21 protein-coding genes and 1 riboswitch are annotated in these 24,702 nt (G+C 38.7%); of the genes, 4 read left to right on the forward strand and 17 right to left on the reverse strand.

Annotation, left to right across the window (positions count from 1 at the left end; all coding sequences use genetic code 11):
- Positions 1-5: 5 nt before the first annotated feature.
- The 4 genes from hutU to G3O09_RS07115 all read right to left on the reverse strand — a co-directional run bounded on the left by hutU (position 6) and on the right by G3O09_RS07115 (position 7,386).
- The gene (gene hutU / locus G3O09_RS07100; RefSeq protein ID WP_163100794.1) at positions 6-1,673 is read right to left on the reverse strand and encodes a urocanate hydratase; all 1,668 of its coding nucleotides are present in this window, start codon (positions 1,671-1,673) and stop codon (positions 6-8) included.
- Between the two features lie 308 nt (positions 1,674-1,981).
- On the reverse strand, positions 1,982-3,475 hold the full coding sequence (locus G3O09_RS07105) for a helix-turn-helix domain-containing protein (protein WP_163100795.1): 1,494 nt from the start codon (positions 3,473-3,475) through the stop codon (positions 1,982-1,984).
- A gap of 14 nt (positions 3,476-3,489) precedes the next feature.
- The gene (gene hutH, locus G3O09_RS07110) at positions 3,490-4,995 is read right to left on the reverse strand and encodes a histidine ammonia-lyase (protein WP_163100866.1); all 1,506 of its coding nucleotides are present in this window, start codon (positions 4,993-4,995) and stop codon (positions 3,490-3,492) included.
- A 408-nt stretch (positions 4,996-5,403) separates the two neighbouring features.
- Positions 5,404-7,386 (reverse strand): M6 family metalloprotease domain-containing protein, encoded by a 1,983-nt coding sequence (locus G3O09_RS07115; RefSeq protein ID WP_163100796.1) that lies wholly within the window; start codon positions 7,384-7,386, stop codon positions 5,404-5,406.
- Positions 7,387-7,886: 500 nt separating this feature from the next.
- Between G3O09_RS07115 and G3O09_RS07120 the strand changes: the two genes are divergently transcribed.
- Positions 7,887-8,309: a YkvA family protein gene (locus tag G3O09_RS07120; protein WP_163100797.1), complete on the forward strand. Its 423-nt coding sequence runs from the start codon at positions 7,887-7,889 to the stop codon at positions 8,307-8,309.
- 288 nt (positions 8,310-8,597) lie between these two features.
- On the opposite strand, the gene G3O09_RS07125 is transcribed toward G3O09_RS07120, so the two are convergent.
- From G3O09_RS07125 to G3O09_RS07140, 4 genes are all read right to left on the reverse strand, one after another.
- On the reverse strand, positions 8,598-8,828 hold the full coding sequence (locus tag G3O09_RS07125) for an excisionase family DNA-binding protein (protein ID WP_163100798.1): 231 nt from the start codon (positions 8,826-8,828) through the stop codon (positions 8,598-8,600).
- Positions 8,829-8,903: 75 nt separating this feature from the next.
- Positions 8,904-9,521 (reverse strand): histidine phosphatase family protein, encoded by a 618-nt coding sequence (locus G3O09_RS07130; protein ID WP_163100799.1) that lies wholly within the window; start codon positions 9,519-9,521, stop codon positions 8,904-8,906.
- Between the two features lie 326 nt (positions 9,522-9,847).
- The gene (locus G3O09_RS07135; protein ID WP_163100800.1) at positions 9,848-10,387 is read right to left on the reverse strand and encodes an NADPH-dependent FMN reductase; all 540 of its coding nucleotides are present in this window, start codon (positions 10,385-10,387) and stop codon (positions 9,848-9,850) included.
- A gap of 192 nt (positions 10,388-10,579) precedes the next feature.
- Positions 10,580-11,002, reverse strand: coding sequence for a DUF4395 domain-containing protein (locus G3O09_RS07140; protein WP_163100801.1), 423 nt, complete (start codon positions 11,000-11,002; stop codon positions 10,580-10,582).
- Between the two features lie 270 nt (positions 11,003-11,272).
- Between G3O09_RS07140 and G3O09_RS07145 the strand changes: the two genes are divergently transcribed.
- On the forward strand, positions 11,273-12,076 hold the full coding sequence (locus G3O09_RS07145; RefSeq protein WP_163100802.1) for a muramidase family protein: 804 nt from the start codon (positions 11,273-11,275) through the stop codon (positions 12,074-12,076).
- 107 nt (positions 12,077-12,183) lie between these two features.
- On the forward strand, positions 12,184-12,333 hold the full coding sequence (locus G3O09_RS07150; RefSeq protein ID WP_163100803.1) for a M1 family metallopeptidase: 150 nt from the start codon (positions 12,184-12,186) through the stop codon (positions 12,331-12,333).
- A 36-nt stretch (positions 12,334-12,369) separates the two neighbouring features.
- Here the strand turns inward: G3O09_RS07150 and G3O09_RS07155 are convergent, their stop codons facing one another.
- The 6 genes from G3O09_RS07155 to rlmD all read right to left on the reverse strand — a co-directional run bounded on the left by G3O09_RS07155 (position 12,370) and on the right by rlmD (position 19,044).
- Entirely contained in the window at positions 12,370-13,407 is a 1,038-nt protein-coding gene (locus tag G3O09_RS07155) for a S66 family peptidase (RefSeq protein ID WP_163100804.1), read from the reverse strand.
- A 173-nt stretch (positions 13,408-13,580) separates the two neighbouring features.
- A complete protein-coding gene (locus G3O09_RS07160; RefSeq protein ID WP_163100805.1) occupies positions 13,581-14,540 on the reverse strand; it encodes a PDR/VanB family oxidoreductase in 960 nt (319 codons plus the stop codon).
- A 17-nt stretch (positions 14,541-14,557) separates the two neighbouring features.
- Complete coding sequence (locus G3O09_RS07165) at positions 14,558-15,025, reverse strand: dimethylamine monooxygenase subunit DmmA family protein (protein ID WP_163100806.1); 468 nt, start codon at positions 15,023-15,025, stop codon at positions 14,558-14,560.
- Positions 15,018-15,980, reverse strand: a complete 963-nt coding sequence (locus G3O09_RS07170) for a heme-dependent oxidative N-demethylase family protein (RefSeq protein WP_163100807.1) — start codon at positions 15,978-15,980, stop codon at positions 15,018-15,020. Before G3O09_RS07170 ends, G3O09_RS07165 begins: the two co-directional genes overlap by 8 nt.
- Before the next feature lie 223 nt (positions 15,981-16,203).
- Positions 16,204-17,385 (reverse strand): L-dopachrome tautomerase-related protein, encoded by a 1,182-nt coding sequence (locus tag G3O09_RS07175; protein WP_163100867.1) that lies wholly within the window; start codon positions 17,383-17,385, stop codon positions 16,204-16,206.
- A gap of 288 nt (positions 17,386-17,673) precedes the next feature.
- Positions 17,674-19,044 (reverse strand): 23S rRNA (uracil(1939)-C(5))-methyltransferase RlmD, encoded by a 1,371-nt coding sequence (gene rlmD, locus G3O09_RS07180; RefSeq protein ID WP_163100808.1) that lies wholly within the window; start codon positions 19,042-19,044, stop codon positions 17,674-17,676.
- A gap of 245 nt (positions 19,045-19,289) precedes the next feature.
- Positions 19,290-19,394, forward strand: a riboswitch (SAM riboswitch).
- Between the two features lie 150 nt (positions 19,395-19,544).
- Here rlmD and G3O09_RS07185 point away from each other — a divergent pair.
- Entirely contained in the window at positions 19,545-20,450 is a 906-nt protein-coding gene (locus G3O09_RS07185; RefSeq protein ID WP_163100809.1) for a CoA transferase, read from the forward strand.
- 161 nt (positions 20,451-20,611) lie between these two features.
- On the opposite strand, the gene G3O09_RS07190 is transcribed toward G3O09_RS07185, so the two are convergent.
- The 3 genes from G3O09_RS07190 to gatA form a co-directional block, all read right to left on the reverse strand.
- A complete protein-coding gene (locus tag G3O09_RS07190) occupies positions 20,612-21,547 on the reverse strand; it encodes a diacylglycerol kinase (protein WP_163100810.1) in 936 nt (311 codons plus the stop codon).
- Positions 21,548-21,789: 242 nt separating this feature from the next.
- Positions 21,790-23,220, reverse strand: coding sequence for an Asp-tRNA(Asn)/Glu-tRNA(Gln) amidotransferase subunit GatB (gene gatB, locus G3O09_RS07195; protein ID WP_163100811.1), 1,431 nt, complete (start codon positions 23,218-23,220; stop codon positions 21,790-21,792).
- A 12-nt stretch (positions 23,221-23,232) separates the two neighbouring features.
- Positions 23,233-24,693 carry an Asp-tRNA(Asn)/Glu-tRNA(Gln) amidotransferase subunit GatA gene (gene gatA, locus G3O09_RS07200; protein ID WP_163100812.1) on the reverse strand — a complete coding sequence of 487 codons (1,461 nt, stop codon included), beginning with the start codon at positions 24,691-24,693 and terminating at the stop codon, positions 23,233-23,235.
- Positions 24,694-24,702 lie beyond the last annotated feature (9 nt).

The raw sequence follows: 24,702 nt of genomic DNA on the forward strand, positions 1-24,702 counted from the left end.
TTGTCTTATGGAAGCATTGGCATGTGAATGCCTTTTTCTTTTGCTGTTTTGATGGCTAAGTCATATCCTGCATCTGCATGACGGACTACACCCATACCAGGATCAGTCGTTAACACACGCTCTAATCGTTTCTCTGCCTCTTTCGTACCATCAGCCACAATAACCATTCCTGAATGCAGGGAGTATCCCATTCCTACTCCGCCACCATGGTGTAGAGAAATCCAACTTGCTCCCCCTACCGCATTAACCAATGCATTCAGGATTGGCCAATCTGCTACCGCGTCACTACCATCCTTCATTGCCTCAGTTTCACGATTCGGAGAAGCTACTGACCCAGCGTCAAGATGGTCACGCCCAATAACGATTGGAGCCTTCAACTCTCCACGGCCTACCATATCATTGATGATTTTTCCGAATCTCGCACGATCGCCATAGCCTAACCAACAGATCCTTGCAGGCAATCCTTGGAAGCTAATTTTCTCTTGAGCCATCTTAACCCATTTGCATAAATGTTCATTGTCTTTAAACTCTTCTAGTAGTGCTTCATCAATCTTACGGATATCTTCAGGATCTCCTGACAATGCCGCCCAACGGAAAGGTCCTTTTCCTTCGCAGAACAATGGTCGAATATAAGCCGGTACGAAGCCTGGGAAATCGAAAGCATTTTCTACCCCTTCATCCTTCGCAACTTGACGGATGTTATTTCCATAATCGAACGTCACTGCACCTTTTTCCTGCATGGATAGCATTGCTTTAACATGGATTGCCATGCTTTGCTTGGATAATTTCACGTATTGCTCTGGATTTTCTTTACGAAGTTTTGCCGCTTCTTCCATTGAGTAACCTACAGGTACATAACCATTCAGTGGGTCATGAGCCGATGTTTGGTCTGTTAACACATCTGGATTAAAGCCTTTCTCTATCATAAGAGGAAGAATCTCAGCAGCATTTCCAACTAATCCAATGGATAACGCTTTACCCTCTAGTTTTGCTTGTTTCGCCATGGAAATCGCCTCATCCAAGTCATGGCACTTCACATCTAAGTAAGCGGTTTCAATACGACGGTCAATTCTAGTCTCATCCACATCAACGGCCAAACATACACCATCATTCATTGTAACAGCCAATGCTTGGGCTCCACCCATACCACCCATACCTGCTGTTAACGTAATCGTATGCTTTAATGTTCCACCGTAATGTTGGCGTGCCAACTCTGCAAACGTTTCATAGGTTCCTTGGACAATCCCTTGACTTCCGATATAAATCCAACTACCTGCTGTCATCTGACCGTACATCATTAATCCTTTTTTATCTAGCTCATGGAAATGATCCCAATTAGCCCATTTAGGAACTAAATTCGAATTTGCAAGTAAAACTCTAGGAGCATCACTGTGTGTTTTGAATACTGCAACCGGCTTTCCTGATTGAATCAACAGCGTTTCATCACTTTCTAACTCATGGAGTGTTTTGATGATAGCATCATAGGATTCCCAGTTACGAGCAGCCTTTCCAATGCCACCATATACCACTAAATCTTCAGGACGTTCTGCCACTTCTTGATCAAGATTGTTCATCAACATTCTTAGAGCAGCTTCTTGCACCCAACCTTTAGCATGAAGTTCTGACCCTTTATAGTTTTGTATAGTACGTTTTTCTGCAGATTTCGTTTCCATAAAAAAACCTCCTCTATAATTCTATCTTCATTTTATTATGTAAAAATTCTGAATTATATAAAGTAAATGAATGAATAAGGATAAATTTCCACTTAAGATAAGTGGAAAAAGAAAAAAATCAACAATTTTAATAGTATTATTTTTATAAATGAATAATATTTTTAGGTTATAAAAATATCCTTTAAAAATAGTTGCATAATTATCAGAATGGACACGGTTGAAACTCCAACACAAAAAAGAGCCATGAGGATGAATTTCCACATGGCTTAAATTCTTTTAATGTTGATACACAATTTACTTGTGAAACTTCAATTACTTATCTCAACCTTACCTGTCCGAAATTCCCTAGGTGTCATCCCTACCATTTCACGAAAGACTCTGCTGAAATAATTAGGATTAGGGTATCCAATGGTTAATGCTATTTCTTTTACAGGTTGATCTGATTCACGTAGTAACCTTTTTGCCTCATTGATTCGAATGCTTGAAACGATTTCAGTGAAGCTTTGTCCTGTTTTTACATGGAGAAGGTGACTGAAATAGGATGGGCTCCGACTCACATAATTAGCTACCTCATCTAACTTCAGATCCATCTTTCTGAAATTTTTTTCAAGGAAGGAAAGTCCCTTCTCAATCGGGTCATTATGGTAGTTACGATTTCCAGCTTCTACTTTTAAGAACAACTTCTGAGTAAAAAGGATGAGATTTTGAACAGTCCTATATAACACCGTATCATACAAAATAGAATTAAAAATATAACGGTATTCCGATTCTAATTCCATTTTTTTCTCCAATGCATTGGTTTTCATAAATCGTCTGATTTGGGCTAAAATGCTGGTCAACCGGATTCGAACAAGACCTGGCTCCGGATAGGGCTCCCTCAAAGAGACGAATTCTGCATAAAGCCATTCCTTAATATTCTGAAGTTCATGATTCGCCAGCATATCAATCCACCTTCTTTGCTCAGGTGGTGTTAAAAATGGATCAATATGTGCCCATGTTGGCGATGACTGCATTTGGACAACCTGTCTATATCCACGATAGTAAGTCAATTCAAGTATTTTTTTCGCTTCCAAATACTTATGGTGTATAGATAGGACAGTTTCTTTACCTGTATGGACCACTATCGAAATTGCATCTGAATATTCCTCTTCCCATTTATGCATCGCTTTCTGACATTGCTCCGATGGACGTGGTGTTGATTGTTTAAACAAAATGACCACCATATCACTCAACACAAAGATACTTTGTTTGCTTTGGAACGGAAATGCAATCAGGAATGCATGTAAGGTTGGAATCATTTCCTTCGTTTCTGTTTGGAAGACCGCCACATAATAATCCTCCACACTCGGTTTGTTTGGAAGGAATAATAACTCGTATAGTCCTTCTTTAGTAGCTTGATAGTTTGGACTTTCCATAGTTTGTTTTCGCGCAGTCAATAGCCTAGATGCCCTTTGATAGGTACTCTTCACTTTTGTGGAAGAAAGCGGTTTAATCATAAGTTCTAGTGCTTGTATATCTATAGCTAGACTCGCCTTTTCAAAAGTGGCTTCAGCACTTGTCAAAATAAGAATCGGTTCATATATCATGAGTAAATCTTTTAACGAATGCCACTCATCCTGGGACAACATATCCAACTCCAACACTAAAACATCGGGCGTCTCTTTCTCAAACTGAAGGATCAATTCTTGGAAATTGGAGGCGACATGAATATGGGATATCGGGACTGATGTCGTTTTTAATAACCATTTCAATCCTTCTCTTTCATTGCTATCACGGTCACCAATCAGCCACTTCCCCTCCATGTCGAATCCCCCCTCTATTTTTTCTGCAATACTTGTTCAATTGACATGTTTCTTAACCATTCTGCACATGCTTCAATATCTTCAGAAAACACACGGTCTTTAGTAATGGACGGAACAATGGTCCTTGCTTGCTCGAAAAACGATTTTGTCCGCGGTGCCATTCTATCTTTACCTCTATACTCTGCTGCCTGTAATGCACAAATTAATTCAATAGCCAATACACGTCGTACATTCTGGATGATTTGATAAGCATGCCTTGCACCAATCGTTCCCATGCTCACGTGGTCTTCTTGATTCGCGGACGATGGGATTGAATCTACACTTGCTGGATGTGCAAGTGTCTTATTTTCTGAAACAAGGGCAGCGGCACAATACTGCATGATCATCGCGCCGGATTGCAAGCCTGGTTCAGGACTTAGAAAAGCAGGAAGATCATTTAACTGTGGATTGACAAGACGTTCCACTCTTCGTTCAGAGATGTTGGCAAGTTCTGCGGTACCGATTTTTAGAAAATCCATTGCAAAGGCAATCGGCTGTCCATGGAAGTTCCCACCGGACAATACCTTCCTACCCTCATCAAATATCAACGGATTGTCAGTGGCAGCATTCATCTCGATTTCTAGCTTTTCCTTCACATAGTCAAAAACTTGCCATGACGCTCCGTGAACCTGAGGAATGCAACGAAGGGAATAAGCATCTTGGACACGAAGTTCACCTTGACGAGTCGTAAGTTTGCTTCCATCTAGCCATTCTCTCATTCTAAAAGCTACATCTCTTTGTTGTTGATATCCTCTTACCATATGAATATCATCGTCGAGTACATCTGTAATTCCTTGCAATCCCTCCATCGTGACAGATGCGATTGCCTCTGATAAATAACCAATTTTTTCAGCTTCTAAATAGGCAATTACACCAACCGCTGTCATGGCTTGTGTACCATTGATTAAGGCCAATCCTTCTTTGGCATCTAATTCGACTGGAGTGATTCCTTCAGCTTGAAGCGCTTCCTCCGCTTTCATTCTGTTTCCTTTGTAAAACACTTCTCCCTCTCCCATTAATGGTAGAACAAGATGGGATAATGGAGCTAAGTCTCCACTTGCCCCTAGTGATCCTTGCTGAGGGACGACAGGATGGATTTTAGAATTCAATAAATTTAAGATCGTTTCAATCACGACTGGACGAATCCCAGAAAAACCCTTCAATAAAGCATTTGCTCGAAGCAAAAGCATAGCTCTTGAAACTGACTCATCAAATGGCTCACCAACTCCACAAGCATGTGAACGAATCAAATTGGTTTGTAGCTCTTTCACATAATCCGCCGAAATGAACACATCACTAAATTTTCCGAATCCAGTTGTAATCCCATATACCACCTGTTGGTCATCAACAATTTTATCTACAGCTTCCCTGCTCTTTTTTACCTTTGCCATTGCCTCATCACTTGCAGAAACATACGCTCCGTGTAAAATGACTTGTTCAGCATCTTTAAGCGTCAATTGCTCACCATTCAAAATAATCATATTCTCCACCCCATTAGCATAGTAAAGGGGCTGCCCAGAATCATCATTTGATCCAAAGCAGCCCCTGTTTTTTATTAAATTGGAGATAGTCGTTTCTATTTTCATCATATCCATCAGTCTCCATTAAATTATTATAAAATTCATATATTTCCTATATTTTAAAAATCATTTGAAGAACAGTCAACTATATTTTGAAAATTTTACTATACTACTGTAGCATCTCAATATCACACTAAAGAATTTTCCGACAAAAGTTCATCACGTATTGGAAAACTATTATCACATTCAAGGGGAATTACAAGTTTTATTTTTCTCGCTTCTTTTACAAGGAGATAAACAAAAGCTGTCGGGTAACCTCGACAGCTTTTGCTAACTATTTTATTAGATTAGGATATTCTTAGAGAACGTTTACTTCACTCCACCAGGGCCAATAAAACGACTTACTGTAACTGTCTTAGCGGTGTCAGTCTCAGAAGTACTTGTAAAAGTAAGATTTGTTGGTACTGGCTGAGGAGCTGATTGGCTTGCGGCAGGGATTTTTACGAAAACAGGAACTGTAACGGTTTTACCTGCTTCTACCTCAATTACATTATTCTGAAGCCTTAATTCCCATCCTGCGTCTGTTTTAGCTTTCAAGCGGATAAGGTCTGTTGATGACCCTGTGTTTGTCACATTGAAATTATAAACAGCGATCCTCCCTGGTGACGCCTTTTCAACGGTACCAACAGCAGCAGCTACTCCGCGTTCAAATGAACCCGCACCATCCATATGACGAACGGCTACACGATAAGAGAGGGCGCCTTGTTTGTCATACTTTTTCCCTAATATATAGAAATGAAGTCGATTAAATTCATCTTTGTACTCACTTTCCACACCTTCGCCGGTTCCAGCTTTAAAAAGGGAGTCAGCCAACTGTTGAAAATCACCCTTTGAAAGCATGGCCGTGCTGCCGTCTGGTCGCTTAAAGTCTACTTGATTGATATCTTCTTTATGTGAATCAACCACCCAGATATTTGGTGAAGACTCTGCGTTCCTCGTTTTAGCTAATAGGACACCAGAATCAGGGACAAAGGAGTCAAATCCTACCCGGTCTACCACCTCAACTGTGTAGTTATTGTACCATTTCGCTCCGCGCTGCATATCAGCACGCCAATCGTCTGACAAGGAGTTCGCTGGTGTTAGATCCTCCATGCTAATGTTAATACCGTGGATTGCGGAACGACCAAATTCACTGCCAGCTGGTACCTCACGGGATAGGATATCAGTGAATACTGGACCTGTATTTGCTAATTCGTCGCGGTTTAGACTAAGGTACTGATCCTCTGAAAGGAAGCCCTGTTTGATTTTATTTCGCAGCATATGGTGGGATGGGGCAGATGCACCCAATGGTGATGGAACCATCCACCGTGTGTGTGGACCACCAGGCCCATTGAAGCTTCCGCGACTCATTAATTCCCATGGTCCTGAGTAGGTCCTGGAAACGGGAATTGCGTATGGATTATTGTAGTTATCTCCAAGGCTCATAATATGACCGAATTCGTGAGCAAACGTTCCCATTCCATCATTCTCACCTTGAATTGAGGTGCCACCACTAGCGCTTGACCAAATGCTTTTGGCAGCGTACCAAGAGGTCCATGGTACATACCTTGTTTTGGCCCAATTAGGCATTCCTGCAACATTCGGACCAAAAGGAGAGGTTACTGATTCTGGATTTTGGAACATCATTTCACCCAATTCCTGCCATACACCTGATTCATCATAGCCTGCATGGATAACAAATCTGAAGTCGAACGTTTCACCAGAAGCAGCGATATCGGCTGATGCCTTTTGAACTGCTTCACTTCTAAGGTTTCTCGGTTGAGATCCAGGAGGCATATTTACTTGCTGCCCGAACTCATTAAGTCCGTATTCGTATTCTTTCCCGTCCATTTTATAGGGGCCAAACGCTTTGAGTTCTATCTTCCATTTACCGAAAGAATTTTCTCTCCAATACTCATTAACAGTCCGATAGTTGTTCAAAGCTGAAGGTTTGTTGAGGAAGTCTTCCCAAAATTTAGGGATATCATTCCGCGGAATATTTCCAGTGCCAATCGGGTTGCCGGCAATTTCTGAACCCTCTGGCTGACTTAAGATAAAATCCGTGTCTTGGAAGTCCACAATAATTAATGCACCCTTAATAACTCTTTCCGGCTCGATATCTGCTGTTTGCCAATCGATTCCAGGAACGGGTCGGTAATCACTCCATGACATATCACGTGGAAGGACCCAAGACTGGGAATCAACAGGTTCAGGAAATTCAGTTAATCCTGGTTTTTCTGCAAAAGCAGTTGTTGAAACTGTCACAAGCAATAAACTAACCAAAAAGATTAGAGACCTTTTTATTCGTCTCAAAATAATCAACCTCCTAAAGTTATTTATGTACAGGAAAATAATAGCATTATCAGATTATTTCGAATATATAAATAAATTTAATTGTAAAAAAGAGGAGAAAAGCCCTTAAATGGAGGTTGATTTTTGCTAAATTAATAGGCGGATTAGTCTAAGTGACCAGGTAAGATTGAAAATTTATACCTACTAAATAGGAAAAATTAGGAATTTACAATTCCCAAATCTAAGCCCGGAATGGATGGGATGGAGACGAAATCGCTCTGGAGATCTTTATCAAAGTGTGAGATATGAAAATCATAAGTTCATGTTATCCCTATTCCTATATTTCTTTCCCTACTCTATTAAATATTGTATCATTCAGATAATAGCTTCATAGAAAACTCGCCGATCGGCCAGCCCTAAGTCGGAGACAGGGGTGAGTACGTTTAACTTATACACTACATCGCCTTTCTTCTATGCTGCCAATTTCAACTTTCTAATAGTACAAAGAAAGGGTTGATAAAATGCAAGAACCTTTATTGGAAGAATCTAAGGATCAAACCGAAGATACATTACAGGAGGCGGAAAAAGCTTATTCAGAAGAAAAGCTTTGGAGGAAGCTAAAAAAATTCAGCAAAAAAGCTGGTTCCTCTGTTGTATATGCTTGCTTATTATTGGTCTATACATTACAAAAGCCTGAAGTGCCTATGAAAACGAAAACTATCATTATTGGAGCTCTCGGATATTTTATTCTCCCACTTGATCTTATTCCGGACTTTGCAGCTGGAATTGGTTTTACTGATGACCTTGGGGCATTAGGAATTGCTTTAATCCAAGTTGCCATGCATATTGATGACGAAATAAAAGGAAAAGCTAGAGGCAAATTACAGGAATGGTTTGGACCAACTGTCGACACTAATGATATTGATAAAAAGATAGGATCGTAGTCGATGGGTGCTCTAGTTTTGGAGCATCCTATTTTTTTGTGAATTAACACCTTTTGGTCAGTGCCTTTTTGTCGAAAAATCGATAAATGCATACGTTTCGGTTGTATTTTTCTGTTTTCGAATGTATTTTTCTGCTTTCGTAGATATTTTTGAGATTTCGATTTTATTTTTATGAGTTTCGATTATAAAATCTTCTTTTTACTCCTTCCTCACTTGTAAACCTTTTAATAGAATAAAAAAAACGGCAACAAAGATTCCATTTAAGCCTTTTATGCCGCCCATCCCTATCTAATCCTCATCCTTCACATCAAAATCTTCCGGAATTGGTTCACTATAGTATTCTTCTATTAACTTTTTATACTTCTCTACTTTGTCCAAATGATCGTTGAATTGATCTTGATAAATCATATATTGCTCCCCATCAAATAAGGCGCGAATTCTCTTATTTCGAATCAAACTCATGATAGTTTCTTCTGGTAGAGACAAATACTCTGCCGTTTCCTCAATAGTTAAATACATGATAGACTCACTTCCGAAAATTAGTATAGCGTGATTGTACTATCACCACGAGATTCTGGCAACAAAGTATGACTTTTATCGAACTGTTTTTTCCTCCAAATGCCCGATGTCTCCTTCCAAGACTACAGTCAATTCTTCACTCCATTCCAAAATAGTCAAGCTCGTGTCATAAATATACGGTGGTTCCCAAAGTTTAGAGATGGGCAACCCCTTGCAATATACCAAAAGTGTTTTAATGAATACCGTATGAGTTACCACTAACACCGTTTCTTCCTGATGGTCATGCTGTAATTTATGTAAAAATCGTTCGACTCTATTATAAAGCTGTTGAAATGTTTCACCATTGGATGTTTCAAATAGATGAGGAGTATTCCAAAAGCTATGGAATGCATCAGGGTAAGCAGCTTGTATATCTTCTTGTTTTTGGCCTTCCCAATCGCCCATGCCAATTTCACGTAAATCGTCCTCAATCCTAATTTCTGTAGTTTCCCCTACTATAGTTTGGGCCGTTTGAAACGCCCTTTTTGACGGACTAGAATAAACCGTACTGAATTGAACATCGTGAAGTCTATCCCTTAACAGGCGGGCATTTTGCAACCCTTTTTGAGTTAGGGGCGAATCTTTCCATCCCTGCATCCTTTTTTCAAGGTTCCATTCTGTCTCCCCATGCCTTGTCACAAATAGCTTTATCATAGTAAAACCCTCCCTTTTCCAACAATTTTACCAGAATCTGTCGAAAGACTGTGTCATATTCCCTGGGAAATTGTAGAATTTTTTGTTGTTTTAATGATGACAGTTGGCGGTATTAAAGAAATATGAATACAAAGATAAATAAAATAAGGAGGATTAATTATGAAAATCAAAGCAGGAAACTGGACGATGCTTACCCTAAATGAAAAACTTTTCATTTTACAAGCCGTTAGCATGAGTTCCCAATTAAAGATTCGTGGACAATGAACTAAAAAAGAACCAAGCACCTGGTTCCTTTTACGAAAACAGTTCTTGGTTCTTTCATTTTATTATTTTGCTATAGAATCTTTAATTACTTCATAGGCTTTCACATATAACTGTAACTCTTCCACTAAAGCCTTTACAAGAATCGCAGGGTCATTCTTTAAACCATCATTGTCATAATCGAAGCAATGTGGATCAAGAACAAGTTGCTTTGGAATGACATTTGCATACAAACCGCGTCCAATGATTCTCATATTATTCAGCGCATTAATACCGCCTTTACCTCCACCTGCAACTGCCAATAGTGCTACTGGTTTATGGGCAAACTGTTCATTACTTAAGAAATCTAATACATTCTTTAATGCTCCACTCATTCCACTGTGGTATTCAGGTGTAGCTAAAATGATACCATCCGCTTCTTGGACTGATTTCTTTAGTCTCTGAACTTCTTTTTCCTCTGCTTGCGAAGCCTCGCCATTATACAAAGGAAGAACAATTTCACTCAAATCGATCAATTCCGCTCCAAATTCTCTTGCAATATATCGGGAAGCAATACCTGTACGCCCCTTCTTTCTAGGTGATCCACTAAGGATAACTAACTTCATTTTTTATTCCTCCATGCCGGTTTATATTTATAGTTAAGTCTTTTATTCGAATCCCGGTACAATGATAGTATAAACAATACTTTATGCAGACTAAAAATAATTTGATCCGAAAACCGGAAAGCTTTCAAGAAATACTAAAAAGTTCTGCACCCAAGTCCTCAATTTGAGACTTTTTGGCCAGACCCTTTGATATTAATTTGCACGTCTATACATATATCGTTTCCACTGATAATGCATAAAGCAACCAACACAAAAACCTAAGATTGCAACAAAAGCTGCCAACGCCACTATGATTGAAAAGATATATCCAACTGTATTCCACCCAATTAAAAAAGCTACAAAAGCCACTAACAAGCAACTCACAGCTATTTTTTGGTTAAATTGCTGTTGCTCCCAATCTTCAGGAATATAAGATTTAAGTTCTTTTTTCAGCATTGTTTTTGCCAATTCCATGACCGGATTGTATCCAAATAAAAGTCCAAGAAGACCTGAAATTAAAGGTATAATTAAAAACCATTCCCATCCAGAAATCCAAGTTGAAATTACGCTCAAGACTATGGTCCATTGGTTAACTTTAACAAGAGGACGAGGTATCGAACGAAGTTTTTCCGTCACACAAATCCAACCTTCCTTATAGGAATTATATACTTAATGTTATCTTATATTTTTTTACTGGATTTGTATAGTGAGTTGAATCAAGATGGGCTTAATCCTAAATTTTCCTTTTCTCGAAAACAATCGTATTATTGGCAAGGAATTTCCTTTTTATCAGAAAAATATGGATATAATGATTTTTTTTTGAATAACAGCCAAAAAATTCTTACATCCTTCGTAATCCTGTATAGGGTCTAATCTACATCTAGGGATTTTGGGGGAGTACGGTTAATGAATTCGATTACATTAAAGAGAAAACAAAGAATAGCTGAAATACGAAAGAAAAGAATGAGATCTCGCAATAAAAGAGTGGCTGCGGTTTCGATTGCTGGAGCGATTACTGCACTTTTGTTATTCAGTGGGAAAGTAGGGGCTAGTGGAACGCAGTATACCGTTAAAAAGAACGACAATCTATACAATCTTTCTAAAAAGTACCGAGTAAGTGTTGATCAGCTAATGGAAGTGAACGGCCTAACAACCGAAAAAATCGTTATTGGTCAAAGACTGTTGGTACCTATTGATAATACGGCTTCACAAACAGAAGAAAATTCTAACCTATACACTGTTCGTAAAGGTGATACACTTTCCTTCATTGCTAAAAAATACGGTACTAATGTAAATGAATTGAAAAAGGAAAATAATTTTCAACACGATCAAATTTATCCGGGTCAAAAAATAATAGTACCAATAGAAAATCCAGCAAATGGGGAGGATCATATGTATTCCGTTTTCCCTGGAGATACTTTATGGGGGATTGCCAAACGCTTTGGGGTAAAAACCGAAGATCTTGTTAAGGAAAATGGGTTGAGCAAGGAAATGGTTCTAATTGGACAACGTCTATCCATCCCTGGGATTGCTAACCATTCAGAAGCGAAAGTGATTGGTGCTGCTGATAGTTTTACGGTCGAATTCGAACAAAATGATAAAACATTTGTTTTAACAGTTCCCTATGGCGCAGCTTCTAAATACCAGGATAAATCGGGACAAAAAGTAACTGTCATACATAAAAACGGAGCCGTTATCTCTGTTTTCTAATAAACAATCAAAGGCTGCCCTAATGCAGTCTTTTTGATTTGAACAACAAATAGAAAAGAAGATTTCGATAAAAAATCGAGCTTGAAAACCTGATTGGCGAGGCAAAAATGAATGAATTTCTACAGAAATTCACTACAACGTATCAAAACAAGAATGCATCAGGACAGGATTTGATTGCACTCTTTAAGCAGGAGGCTGGTCCAAAAACTGAGAAACATTTTGAGAAATGGTTGTCTAAAGACGAATCATGTAAATAAAAATTAGGCAGCTCCATTGGCTGCCTGATTTTCTTCTTATATAACGCCTGGTTCTAAGATAATGAACTTCTTTCTTTCACAATCCAATTCTGCCCTTGCCCCATATGGCAAGATCGCCATTGGGGACGTATGTCCGAAGCTCATATTATAGAAGATTGGTAGATTCTCTAGCTTCAATTCATCTCGCACTACTCTTAATATGACTTCTTTGTATTCTTCATAATATTGGTTATCGTACGGCTTTCCAAATAAAAGTCCGTTCACTTTTTGCAGGATTCCTTGAGAACCGTAGTTCCTTAACCAATATCCTAGATAATCAGGGGTTGGTTTATCTTCTGAAGTTTCAAAGAACAGCAGCTTTCCTTCCCACTCCGAAGGGGCTGGCCATACTTCCGTCCCTTTAAGCATTTCAAGTACTTCTATACATCCCCCAATCAATTCGCCACGATGAATTCCTTTCCCTTGTAATACCTGGTATCCAGAACTCTCTGCAGTTTGCCTTTTTCGGTCTTTATTTTTTTCTTCCCATGGGATGAACTCACTTGTCCATAAAGGAGAAGGAGAAAATTCACCAATGGTTTCAGGATTAAAAAGGACTTTTTCTACCCAATGTGCTGTGTAATCAAAAATCTCTACATTTTCAGCGAACTCCGCCAAGATTGAAGGCCCATAAAAACTGGCTACTCCAGCCTTTCTGCATATCATGTGAGATACAGTTGTATCAGAATATCCCAGAAATATTTTTGGATTATTACTAATCACCTCATAATCAATATAAGGTAACATCCGCACACTTTCATATCCACCAATACAAGCAAAAATTCCTTTTATGGATGGATCTTTAAATGCAGTCATCAAGTCCTCAGCTCTTTTTTCTGGATGTTCATATAAGTACGTTGAACCTTTCAGAGTATGAGGCATTTCCACAACCTGTAAGCCAAATTGTTCCTCTAGCCGCTTTTTTCCCAATTGATATCTCCACAAAAGATCCTCGTCACCAGCTCCTCCCCATGATAGGCTGACTGTCGCTATTTTATCACCTTTTTTTAATGCACTCGGTTTCTTCAATTCCATGATGGTCCCCCTATCTACTTTTGTTCATAATAAGCTTTGTAATCCTTGGATAACTGATCAATTGGCCGGTATATTTTGTCTAAAATAGTGTTGACCATAAAATTTACAATTTATGTATTTTATTTACTATAACACTATTAGGATATGAACTATATAAAAAAGTAAAGACTCCCTTACCCTTGTTTAATATCTAATACCAACATATTGGATTTGGCCCTCGAAACACATGTTAAAATCCTTTTTTGGCCGTTTTTTTCTTCTTCATCCAAAAAAGAGTCAAAGTGATCGATTTCTCCCTCAACTACCTTTAGCTCGCACGTACCACATCGTCCTACTCGACAAGAATACGGGGCTTTAACTCCTACACCTATCAGTGCTTCTAACAAAGTTTGATCTTTACCAACCTCAAATATGTATCCATTAGAGAGCTTTACTTGAAAAGGTTTATGGTGAAGGGGCAGTGAAGGTGTAAAACGCTCAACATGAATACTTGAGCTTGGATACCCTATATTCCTGGCAGCTTCCGAAAATTTAGTGATGAAGGATTCTTTACCACAAAAATATACATGTGTTCCGATTGGATGTTGAAGAAGAGTAGTCGCTTTTAATCTTTCGGATCCTTCTTCTTGTGTGAAATAATAACGACATTGACCAGGATATTCTTCATTTAGAAAATGGTAGAAGGCACAAAGGTCCCTTGTTTTAGCAGTGTAGTGAAGTTCAAATGATTCGCCTCTTCCTTTTATTTCAGACATCATGGATAGAAACGGGGTGATTCCAATACCTGCTGCATAAAATACATGGTGCTTTGCCTGGAAACTAAGTGGAAAATGATTTTTCGGGTAGCTTATGGATAACTCGTCTCCTTCTTTCATATGTTGATGCCAATAAACCGAACCACCTTTTGACTGTTCACTTAGCCGAATCGCAAGTTGATAGCAATTTGTCTGGTCAGGGGGACTTGTTAAAGAATAGGATCTTTGTTTACCATCGATATATGTCGTAATATGTGCTCCCCCTGTAAAAGAGGGCAGTGTGTTTCTATCAACTGGAACGAGTGTAAATCGTTTAACGAATTGATTTTCTTTATATATGGATTTCACTTTAACTCGAATTTTCGTTTCTTTATACATCAGTTTTCCACCTTGGTCTAAAGTTTAGCTATATATCCTAAATAAGCATCTCGTAATGAAGAATAGTGATCTGAAATAGCTAGTTGTAGTTTACAATGGAGGCACTGAATTTCATATTGGACTTGCTGTGAAATTTCTATCTCAGTTAGTCCGTGACAACGACAACAAAATACATTTCTCTTTTCTACACCATAACTTATGTATTGCGCTTCTTCTTCAGTTGTAAAACCAATAGCATGTGCCAAATGACTAATATATTTAATCTGTTCAAATGGAGCGGCTACATAAAGATAGCTACCCATTTGTTGCTGACTTAACCAATGTGATATATCTGTAGATTCTATGAATCTTACTTCATAAGCAAGGTTTATTTCTTTCATTTTTCCTATAATTTCATGAAATATCCCCATTCCCTTTTGATCTGCACAAAATAAATATTTTCGTTTTCCCGGAATGAAAGTAGGTTCTTGACAGAAATCATTCACTTTTTTCACCTATTTCCTGAAGTCTTGCTTCTAAATAAGCTATCACTTGATTTTTAAATAGCCCGAGTCCTTTATAATCCGTAATATGATGAGGTAGCTCCTTAAGAATATTATAGAATTGTAAGAGCCACTCTCGGTTTGAGGTGAATTCCTCCAACGAAATTAAATGAGTATGAATCGTAAACAGAATCCCATTTGTTCCAGGCAAACGAAATAACTTCTGATCTTCTACTCGCAAATGAACAAAATCACCTGCGTTTTCTTTTGTTACTCTCTTTCTATCCTGCCCCCATCTATCAAATGTTTCTAGAGACGTATCAAGTCTATCCCCTGCCATCAATGACCAATTTTTTCTTCCCCACGGATTCCCTGCTTCTAATCTCATAAGAAAATTTTGTATACGATAATCTAGTGACTCTTCTTTAAATCCTGGAATGGGTTGATGAATTTCTTTAAAATTCATTCCTAAGTTAAACGCAAGGGACCAATTAGCTGGAAAGCATAGCTGGCCCGCATCCAAAAATAAATCGCCATCTCTTTGCATCATTAAAATTAAATCCTCTTGGACATGCCTTCCGATAAAATCTAATGGTTCACAAGGAAGAGTGCTGACATCACCAAAAGTAAAACTATGTATCTCATCCAATATTTTATTATGGAAAATCCAACCGTTAGCATTTTTATCAATCGAAAATTTGTTTGGATAGTAGACTGTGAGATGATCGATTAATAGCTCTACAATCTCCCATTGTCCTTTTATAGTATGAGACTGAGATTGATAACATCGTTCTGGATACTGCTTAAGAAGGTCCCGCTTAATTTTTATTTCTTCTACGTAGGTTGGTGTAATATCAATACTCTTCGGTTCATCCAAAAGAATGGAATTGTTTGAGTACCGATACACGTCTTCTTTGAAGGGATAAGGAAATAATTGTAATTCATCCATTCTGCTCATAATACCACCTTTTTATCTGAAAATTCTTTATTTTAATAGTAATAAAAGTGAGTACGTAGTGGAAGAAATTTATTTAATCAATCGTTTGATTAAATTTATATAAGATTGTCACCTCTCCTTTACCGTTATTAGATTATATGTGTAAAAGAATCATTTCTTACTGCTTTTTCAACAAAGAAAAAAGGATTTAAGAAGCCATCCACTACCTCTTAAACCCTTGAATCTATTCTGCATATAAGTAAGACTTAATATCTGCACCTACAAAGGCTTTCCAGATGATCAGGTTGAATGGGTAATCCCAATCAATCTCTTCTGCATTACCGAACATTTGATGAAGTCGATTATTATTAAAGATGATAGACCCTTTTTGATCGAATGCCACCCCATCTACCCATAACATCCGATCGTCAGATACAAATTTTTTAAAATTATTATTAGTTGGATTGTAAATGCCCACACCTTTTCCTTCTAACATCGTATAAAAGACATTTCCTCGGTTGTCTGCGTGCATACCGTCCGTTGTTGTTCCTTTACTCCCCACTGTTTGAACTGATCTTTCGATTTCTTCGAGTGAATGATTAGAGTCTCTTAAAAATGAAGTGTTTATGCTATATAAATTACGGCCAGTTATAGACGTATAGTAGAGCGTAGTCCGGTCGGCTGATAACGCAATCCCATCAGAGCCTATTTTAATAGGTTTGTTTTTGAAGACTGGTTTAGTATCAATTTCAAATATAAACCCAGGAAAATCTTGAGTACTATAATGTCTATCTAAAACTCTCCTAAATGTTTTGGTCTTCATATTGTAAACTATGATTCCTCCAACAACTGGGTGATCTGTCCATCCATTCCCTGAATCGGTTATATAGACGAACCCGTTCTTATTATCTACTACCAAATCATTTAAAAAGGAAGTACGATAGGATGCAATCTCATCTGGTATTTTTACTGAGTCAATCATCATATTTGTGTTCAAATCGATTAGTACCAACTTTTGAGAACCATCTAAAGAGGGAGCATATGCGATCTTTCCTTGGTCAAGTATCCACATTCGGTTTAGTTCATCGATTTCATAGCCTAAAACAGATTGGAGGACTTTTTCATTTCCAACCTTGTTCCAGTCCCAGCTTGGAAAGGGTTCTAGTAAGGGTTTGCCATCTACAACTACAATACGATTCAATGTGGCTGGTATTCCTTTTGCCCAACGAGGAACTGAAACATAAAAAATACCTTGTCGATCTACTTTGATATTGCCCGGCATCGCCTTTTTCCAGTATTGGTTAGCCTCAAATTGTTTCTTCAGATTGGAATCTTGAAAGTTCCAATTTAAACGGTTCCAATGAAATAGGATTTCGTATCTCCCCTTTTCACTTTTCTCCTGCTCAGTTACCGGATCTCGTTGCATTCGTGAAAACTGTTGATAGTTTTGTTGATAATGAGAGAATTGGGGATAAAAAAACTTTTCATTAACATTTGGATGGGATGTAAACTGTGGATAAAAATAAGATTGTGGATAATGTTGATAGGTGGATTTAGGCTCTTTCATGAAAATGGCCTCCTGTTGCGCACATGTGATAATTACCTATATGTTTGTTGTGGAGAATGGAGTGGGCGCATATCCTGTTTGATGGAAATAAAAAAGTCCCATTACTCATGAGTAACAGGACCCTTCTTGAATATATCGTATTGTATATTATTTTAATTCCAGCTTTACAACTGCTTCTACATGCGTTGTCATTGGAAACATATCGACAGGCTGAACTTCAATAGTTTTGTAGCCACCGTCTTCCAGGATTCGTAAGTCACGTGCCAAGGTGGCAGGATTACAGGAAACATATACTACCTTCTGTGGTTGCATTTCAAGAATGGTTTGCAACAATGTTTCTTCACAGCCTTTTCGTGGCGGATCGACAACCAAAACCTCTGCTCGGTTTCCTTCTTCGTACCATTCTTTAATGACGGCTTCAGCTTCACCTACCGCAAACTCTACATTTTCAATATCGTTCAAGATAGCATTACGTTTTGCATCTGAGATAGCTTCTTGTACCACTTCAACCCCAAAAACTTGCTTCGCTTTTTTAGCCAAGAACAAAGAGATTGTTCCAATGCCACAATACGCATCGATGACGGTTTCTTTTCCTGTAAGTCCTGCATACTGAAGTGCCGTATCATAAAGCACTTTTGTTTGTACGGGATTTACTTGGTAAAACGATAATGGAGAGATGGCAAATTTCACATCGCCAATGTAATCATAAATCACATCATTGCCCCATAATACCTTTGTTTTCTCCCCCATAATCACGTTTGTTCTCTTCGAGTTTATGTTATGGACGATTGATTTGACTTGTGGTAAACGCTCTATGATGGCTTCAACAAGCTTGTTCTTTTGAAGTAAATCCGGTGTTCTAGTGATTAAGACAATCATCAGCTCTCCAGTTGTTTTCCCGTAGCGTGCCATGATATGGCGAAGAACACCTTTATGATGCTTTTCATCATAAGGCATGATAGACATCTCGCTGCAAATTTCTTTCACAACTTGGATTGCTTCATTAATAGCAGGATGTTGAATGACACTTTCAGTTGCATCAACGATATCATGTGTACGTGGCCTGTAAAAACCAGCGACTAGTTTACCGTCTTGCACCCCTACTGGGACTTGAGCCTTATTACGATAATTCATTGGGTCATCCATACCAATTATAGGATTCACCTTTACATCTTCTAGCTTTCCGATTCTCGTTAGGACTTCACGTACCTTCTTTTCCTTGAACTGCAATTGCCCATTATAGCTAAGGTGTTGCAGTTGGCAGCCACCGTACTTAGGAAAATCCTCACGAGGAATATTCACACGATCTTCGCTAGATTCCTTCAGTTCCATCAGTCTACCGAACGCATATCCTTTATTCACTTTAGTAATTTTGATTGTCGCTTTTTCTCCGGGCAATCCATTAGGGACGAAAACAGGGAATCCATCTACCTTGGCCACTCCGGCCCCATCATGCGTTAAATCTTCAAACATCACATCTATATCTTGATTTTTTATTACTGGTACAATTTTTTCCATGTATTTGTATACTTCCTTTTCTTAGTGAAGTCTCAACTATCAAGCTTCCTTGTTTTTACTCATCTGATTCTAACACAAACTATATTCTCTATAAAGGAAGGTCCCTAGATATTACTTATTATTACCCCACTCTTTGATTTATAAAGTACTTTCATCCCCTAATTAATACTTTTTCAAATGTACAAATTATTCTTGACATTTTGTTTTTGAGGCATTAAAGTGAACATTAAATTAATATGCATGATCTCTTATCAAGAGAGGCTGAGGGACTGGCCCGATGACGCCCGGCAACCATTCATTTATGAACAGGTGCTAATTCCAGCAAAACGTTTAGTTTTGGAAGATAAGAGAGGACCGTCATTCTCTTTTTGATGCAAGCCTCTCTGTGACCAGAGAGGCTTTTCTTATGTTCAGGTTTATTCATTAAGTAAGAAAAAGCCTCTACCTCGCCGAAGGTTCACCAACCGGCAAATAGATACAATGGTAGAAGGGTGATAAGAATGGATAAAGTATTAAAGAATATAAGTGTGGTAGATATAACTGATTCCTCTGAAGGACCATATTCAAGTGTTTGGCTAGAAAATTTAGGAGCTACGGTTATTAGAGTCATTAAGCGATTCAAAAATGGTAAACTAGCAGGCTTCTTTTTAAAAGAAATCAATAGTCAGACATTGAATCCAATCTATATCAATGTGATGAATGAGGATGGAAGGGCTGTTTTTGAGGAGTTGCTTAGACAATGCGATGTTTTCATAGAGGATATCAGTCAACAGACTGCTAGGGATTTTCAATTAGATTATTCTACATTGAAGAAAAAGAATCCCCATTTAATCTATTGTTCTTGCTTTTCCGCTGAGGCAGTTTATCGTTCAAAGGTTGTTTCTGATCAAACCCATAGCTTACAATCAGAGACACTCCAGGACCAGGATTTCGATGTCCCAGGTATAACCGCTACAACTAATGCAATGCAGAGCATTTTATTTTCTTATATATACCGTTTACAAACAGGTGAAGGACAATTTATTGATATGACAACCTCTTCGATTCCTACAAGGACAATAGAAGAAAATTTAAAAACAAAGAAGGGTATTGAGGGATCAAGACCCTCCTCACCCATCAAGAACTCTAATACTTCCATGGAATTTCAAACTAAAGATTATACCATTTGGATTGGATTATACACTCAAGAGCTTTGGGAGACTTTTTGTGCACACATAATAGAACGGGAGGATTGGATTTCAAGACCGGACTACTTCACTCCTTCACTCCGTAAAACGAACCGGGTATTCTTGAAGATGGATTTGGACGAAATTTTATCAATACAAGAAGCTACCTATTGGCTTAAAAAACTCAAAAATCATAACATTTCCTGTGGGTTGAATAGGCTCTATGCTAAAGCACAGTAGAAATGTTTTTCTGATGGGAACAGGCAGAGGTTCTAGCATATGACCCTGCCTGTCCATCAAATTTTTAATTCATTAATCTAGGTCACTCACCTTGAAAAGCCAAAGGTTCTACTATTTTCTACTGAAAGAAAACAAGCCCCCAAAAGGAAGCTTGTTATACATTACAAATCAATATTTATATCTTTTCTCTCTTCATCATCTGGTTGTATATAATCCTCTGGAACAAAGACGTCAAAGTGTCTATACATATTAACGAACTCTGCTGGTGCTAGTCCGCCATATTCGCCATCAAGATTGAGCTGCATTTTTTCAGTAGGTGTTACTTTAATTCTGTTCGCCTTTACATAAATCACATTCGGGTCTTTTGTATGTTCCCCACGAATAGCCAAAGTCGCAATTCGTATAAGCTCAGCTAAATTTGTCTTTTTCAAAATTAACAAGGTGAACATGCCGTCGTTTAATGAAGCATCGGGAGCAAGGCGTTCAAAACCTCCAACTGAATTAGTGTTGGCTACAAGGAAAAGCATGATTTCCCCTTCAAATAGTTTGCCATCATATTCAATCGCCACTTCCGTTGCTTTGATGGAAGGGAGCATCTCAATTCCCTTCAGGTAGTATGCTAACTGGCCAAGCATCGTTTTTAACTTACTCGGCACTTCGTAAGTCAACTCAGTCAAACGACCTCCACCTGCTATATTGATAAAGTATTTTTCGTTCATTTTACCGACATCAATCGGCATGGTATGCCCTGCACAAATAATATCCACAGCCGCGTCCACTAATCGAGGGACATGGATTGCGCGAGCGAAGTCATTTGTTGTACCAACCGGGATAATCCCAAGCTTCGGACGATACTCCGCATCCGCTAGTCCATTTACGACTTCATATATGGTTCCATCTCCGCCAGCTGCTATAACGACATCGTACTTACGTTCAATAGCAATTCTGGCTGCCTTTGTCGCGTCCCCTTCACATGTAGTAGCGTGACATGAAGCTTCGTATCCGGCTGCTTCTAGCTTCGCTAATACATCTGGTAAATGCTTGCGGATCGCTTCACGACCTGAGGTGGGATTATAAATCAAACGTGCTCTTTTCATTCTCCATCATCCTATATCGATAGAATTTTTCCATAAATTTCATAGTACCTAACATTTCCATAAATTGCAAATATCTATTGTCCTATTATTTCTGGCTAGCGAAATAGATTATAATACTTTCCATCCATTTTTACCATTAAAACTATCATCAATTCATTTCATCCAAATATTAAAATCCAGAGAGACAATAATTATTTTGAAATAATAAATAAAACCGCCCTCTAAAAGGGCGGTTTACGAAGTCATCGTTTCTGAATTTCTTCCAATAGAATCTTATTCAGCAACTGTGGATTAGCTTGGCCTTTTGTTGCTTTCATCATTTGGCCGACTAGGAAGCCCACTGCTTTTTGTTTCCCTGCTTTGAAGTCTTCAATCGATTGAGGATTGTTGTCTAATGTTTCCGTGACAACTTGAAGCAATGCACCCTCGTCAGAGATTTGAACAAGACCTTTTTCTTTGACAATGGATTCTGCATCCCCACCGCTTTCCACTAATTCTTTAAAGACGGTTTTTGCGATTTTCGAAGAGATGGTACCATTTTCGATTAGCTTAATTAAACCAGCAAGATTTTCAGGCGTAAGAGCTATGTTTCCTAGTTCTTTTCCTTCTGCATTCAAATAGGCGGATACCTCTCCCATGATCCAGTTTGATCCTTGCTTAGGATCTGCTCCTGCAGCAACTGTGGCTTCAAAGAAATCAGCCGTCTCTTTTGTCACAGTTAGGACCTGTGCGTCATAAGCTGGTAAGCCCCAATCTCCCATATAACGTTTCTGACGGGAATCAGGCAGTTCTGGAATTTCGGCACGAATACGTTCCTTCCACTCTTCATCAATGTAAAGGGAGACAAGATCTGGTTCAGGGAAATAACGGTAGTCATCTGAACCTTCTTTAACACGCATTAATAGGGTTTTTCCGGTCGCTTCATCAAAACGTCGTGTTTCTTGTTGGATTTCTCCACCTGCAGTCACGACTTCAATTTGCCTTTGTTGTTCGTACTCTAATCCTTTACGGACAAAGTTAAAAGAATTCAAGTTTTTCAATTCAGTCTTTGTCCCTAATTCTTTTTGACCGACAGGACGTATTGAAATGTTGGCATCACAACGTAGAGAACCTTCCTCCATTTTGCAATCGGAAACACCGGTATATTGAATGATTGATTTTAACTTTTCTAAATATGCATAGGCCTCATCTGGTGTGCGGATATCTGGTTCAGATACAATCTCCACTAGTGGAGTACCTTGACGGTTATAATCAACTAACGAATATCCGTCGTTTGTGTGTGTCAACTTGCCAGCATCTTCTTCCATATGTAGGCGGGTAATTCCAATTTTCTTCTTATATCCGTTAACCTCAATTTCAATCCAACCGTTCTCTCCAATTGGTTTATCGAATTGTGAGATTTGATATGCTTTTGGGTTGTCTGGATAAAAATAGTTTTTTCGATCAAATTTCGTATCTGTAGCTACTTCGCAATTCAATGCCATGGATGCTTTCATGGCATAGTCTACCGCTTTTTTGTTCACAACAGGTAATACTCCTGGATATCCAAGGTCGATTACACTAGTATTTGAATTCGGATCTGCACCGAAATGATTTGGACTTGATGAGAAAATTTTTGAATTCGTTTTCAGCTCGACGTGTACTTCGAGACCGATGACCGTTTCAAACTCCATTACATTCACCCCTTACAATTGTGGCCTTTTTGTATGATGATCCGTCGCTTGCTCATAAGCATGAGCCACACGATATACGGTATTTTCGTCAAAATGCTTTCCAATAATCTGTAGCCCTAATGGTAGACCTTCGCAAGATAAACCACACGGAACAGAAATCCCTGGAACTCCTGCCAAGTTAACAGGAATCGTTAAAATATCATTTGCATACATTGTCAAAGGATCACTTGTTTTTTCTCCAATTTTAAAAGAAGGGGTTGGAGTAGTAGGACCGATAATGACATCATAGTTTTTGAATACTTCTTCAAAGTCGTTCTTAATTAACGTACGGACTTGCTGCGCCTTTTTGTAATAAGCATCATAGTAGCCAGAACTCAAGGCAAATGTACCAAGCATAATGCGGCGCTTCACTTCGTCACCGAACCCCTCAGCACGTGTCTTTTTATACATATCAAGCAAGCTCTCAGCATTCGAAGTTCTGTAACCATATCTGACTCCATCGAAACGAGCAAGATTTGCTGAAGCTTCTGAAGAAGATAGCAAGTAATAAGTTGCCAATGCATATTTGGAATGCGGAAGCGATACCTCTTCCCAAGTAGCCCCTAGCCCTTCTAAAACCTTCAGTGCTTCTAGGACCGCATTTTTCGCTTCTTCACCGACACCCTCACCTAAGTACTCTTTTGGTACTGCAATACGCAGTCCTTTCACATCCCCAGTAAGTGATTCCCTAAAGTTTGGTACACCAATATTAGCAGATGTCCCGTCTAACGGGTCTACACCAGAAATTGCTTGAAGTAAATAGGCATTGTCTTCTACTGTCCTAGTAATAGGTCCGATTTGGTCAAGGGATGAAGCGAATGCAATCAACCCAAAACGTGACACGCGACCATATGTAGGTTTTAGCCCTACAACTCCACAATAGGCTGCTGGTTGGCGGATAGAGCCACCTGTGTCGGATCCTAGAGAGAATAAAACTTCACCAGCCGCCACGGACGCTGCTGATCCACCAGAAGATCCACCAGGTACATAATCCAAATTCCAAGGGTTATGAACAGTCTTGTAGGCAGAATTTTCATTAGAAGATCCCATTGCGAACTCATCCATATTCAGTTTCCCAATATTTACAGCATCTGCCTGGTGAAGTTTTTGAACAACCGATGCATCATAAATCGGCTCAAAATTCTCTAAAATTTTACTGCCACTAGTCGTCCGCAAATCTTTCGTGACTATATTGTCCTTTATGCCGATTGGCATTCCGAATAATAATCCTAAATCTTGATCGGTAGTCAATTTTTCATCTAGCGTTTTAGCTTGTTTTCTCGCCTGTTCTTCATTCAATGCAAGAAATGCCTGAACTTGTCCATCCACAGATTGAATTCTCTTGTAGGACTCATCGACCAGATCAGTAACTTTTATTTCTTTCTTATATAAAAACTCATGAAGCTCTGACATTTTATATGTAAATAATGACATGGTTATCCC

Source organism: Peribacillus alkalitolerans (assembly GCF_010882125.1).
Lineage (GTDB): Bacteria > Bacillota > Bacilli > Bacillales > DSM-1321 > Bacillus_BN > Bacillus_BN alkalitolerans.

What these genes read in the sequence shown, in the direction of transcription:
- hutU (WP_163100794.1), bottom strand. Translation starts at nt 1,673, where the DNA reads ATGGAAACGAAATCTGCAGAAAAACGTACTATACAAAACTATAAAGGG.
- G3O09_RS07105 (WP_163100795.1), bottom strand. Translation starts at nt 3,475, where the DNA reads ATGGAGGGGAAGTGGCTGATTGGTGACCGTGATAGCAATGAAAGAGAA.
- hutH (WP_163100866.1), bottom strand. Translation starts at nt 4,995, where the DNA reads ATGATTATTTTGAATGGTGAGCAATTGACGCTTAAAGATGCTGAACAA.
- G3O09_RS07120 (WP_163100797.1), top strand. Translation starts at nt 7,887, where the DNA reads ATGCAAGAACCTTTATTGGAAGAATCTAAGGATCAAACCGAAGATACA.
- G3O09_RS07125 (WP_163100798.1), bottom strand. Translation starts at nt 8,828, where the DNA reads ATGTATTTAACTATTGAGGAAACGGCAGAGTATTTGTCTCTACCAGAA.
- G3O09_RS07130 (WP_163100799.1), bottom strand. Translation starts at nt 9,521, where the DNA reads ATGATAAAGCTATTTGTGACAAGGCATGGGGAGACAGAATGGAACCTT.
- G3O09_RS07135 (WP_163100800.1), bottom strand. Translation starts at nt 10,387, where the DNA reads ATGAAGTTAGTTATCCTTAGTGGATCACCTAGAAAGAAGGGGCGTACA.
- G3O09_RS07145 (WP_163100802.1), top strand. Translation starts at nt 11,273, where the DNA reads ATGAATTCGATTACATTAAAGAGAAAACAAAGAATAGCTGAAATACGA.
- G3O09_RS07150 (WP_163100803.1), top strand. Translation starts at nt 12,184, where the DNA reads ATGAATGAATTTCTACAGAAATTCACTACAACGTATCAAAACAAGAAT.
- G3O09_RS07155 (WP_163100804.1), bottom strand. Translation starts at nt 13,407, where the DNA reads ATGGAATTGAAGAAACCGAGTGCATTAAAAAAAGGTGATAAAATAGCG.
- G3O09_RS07160 (WP_163100805.1), bottom strand. Translation starts at nt 14,540, where the DNA reads ATGTATAAAGAAACGAAAATTCGAGTTAAAGTGAAATCCATATATAAA.
- G3O09_RS07170 (WP_163100807.1), bottom strand. Translation starts at nt 15,980, where the DNA reads ATGAGCAGAATGGATGAATTACAATTATTTCCTTATCCCTTCAAAGAA.
- G3O09_RS07175 (WP_163100867.1), bottom strand. Translation starts at nt 17,385, where the DNA reads ATGCAACGAGATCCGGTAACTGAGCAGGAGAAAAGTGAAAAGGGGAGA.
- rlmD (WP_163100808.1), bottom strand. Translation starts at nt 19,044, where the DNA reads ATGGAAAAAATTGTACCAGTAATAAAAAATCAAGATATAGATGTGATG.
- G3O09_RS07185 (WP_163100809.1), top strand. Translation starts at nt 19,545, where the DNA reads ATGGATAAAGTATTAAAGAATATAAGTGTGGTAGATATAACTGATTCC.
- G3O09_RS07190 (WP_163100810.1), bottom strand. Translation starts at nt 21,547, where the DNA reads ATGAAAAGAGCACGTTTGATTTATAATCCCACCTCAGGTCGTGAAGCG.
- gatB (WP_163100811.1), bottom strand. Translation starts at nt 23,220, where the DNA reads ATGGAGTTTGAAACGGTCATCGGTCTCGAAGTACACGTCGAGCTGAAA.
- gatA (WP_163100812.1), bottom strand. Translation starts at nt 24,693, where the DNA reads ATGTCATTATTTACATATAAAATGTCAGAGCTTCATGAGTTTTTATAT.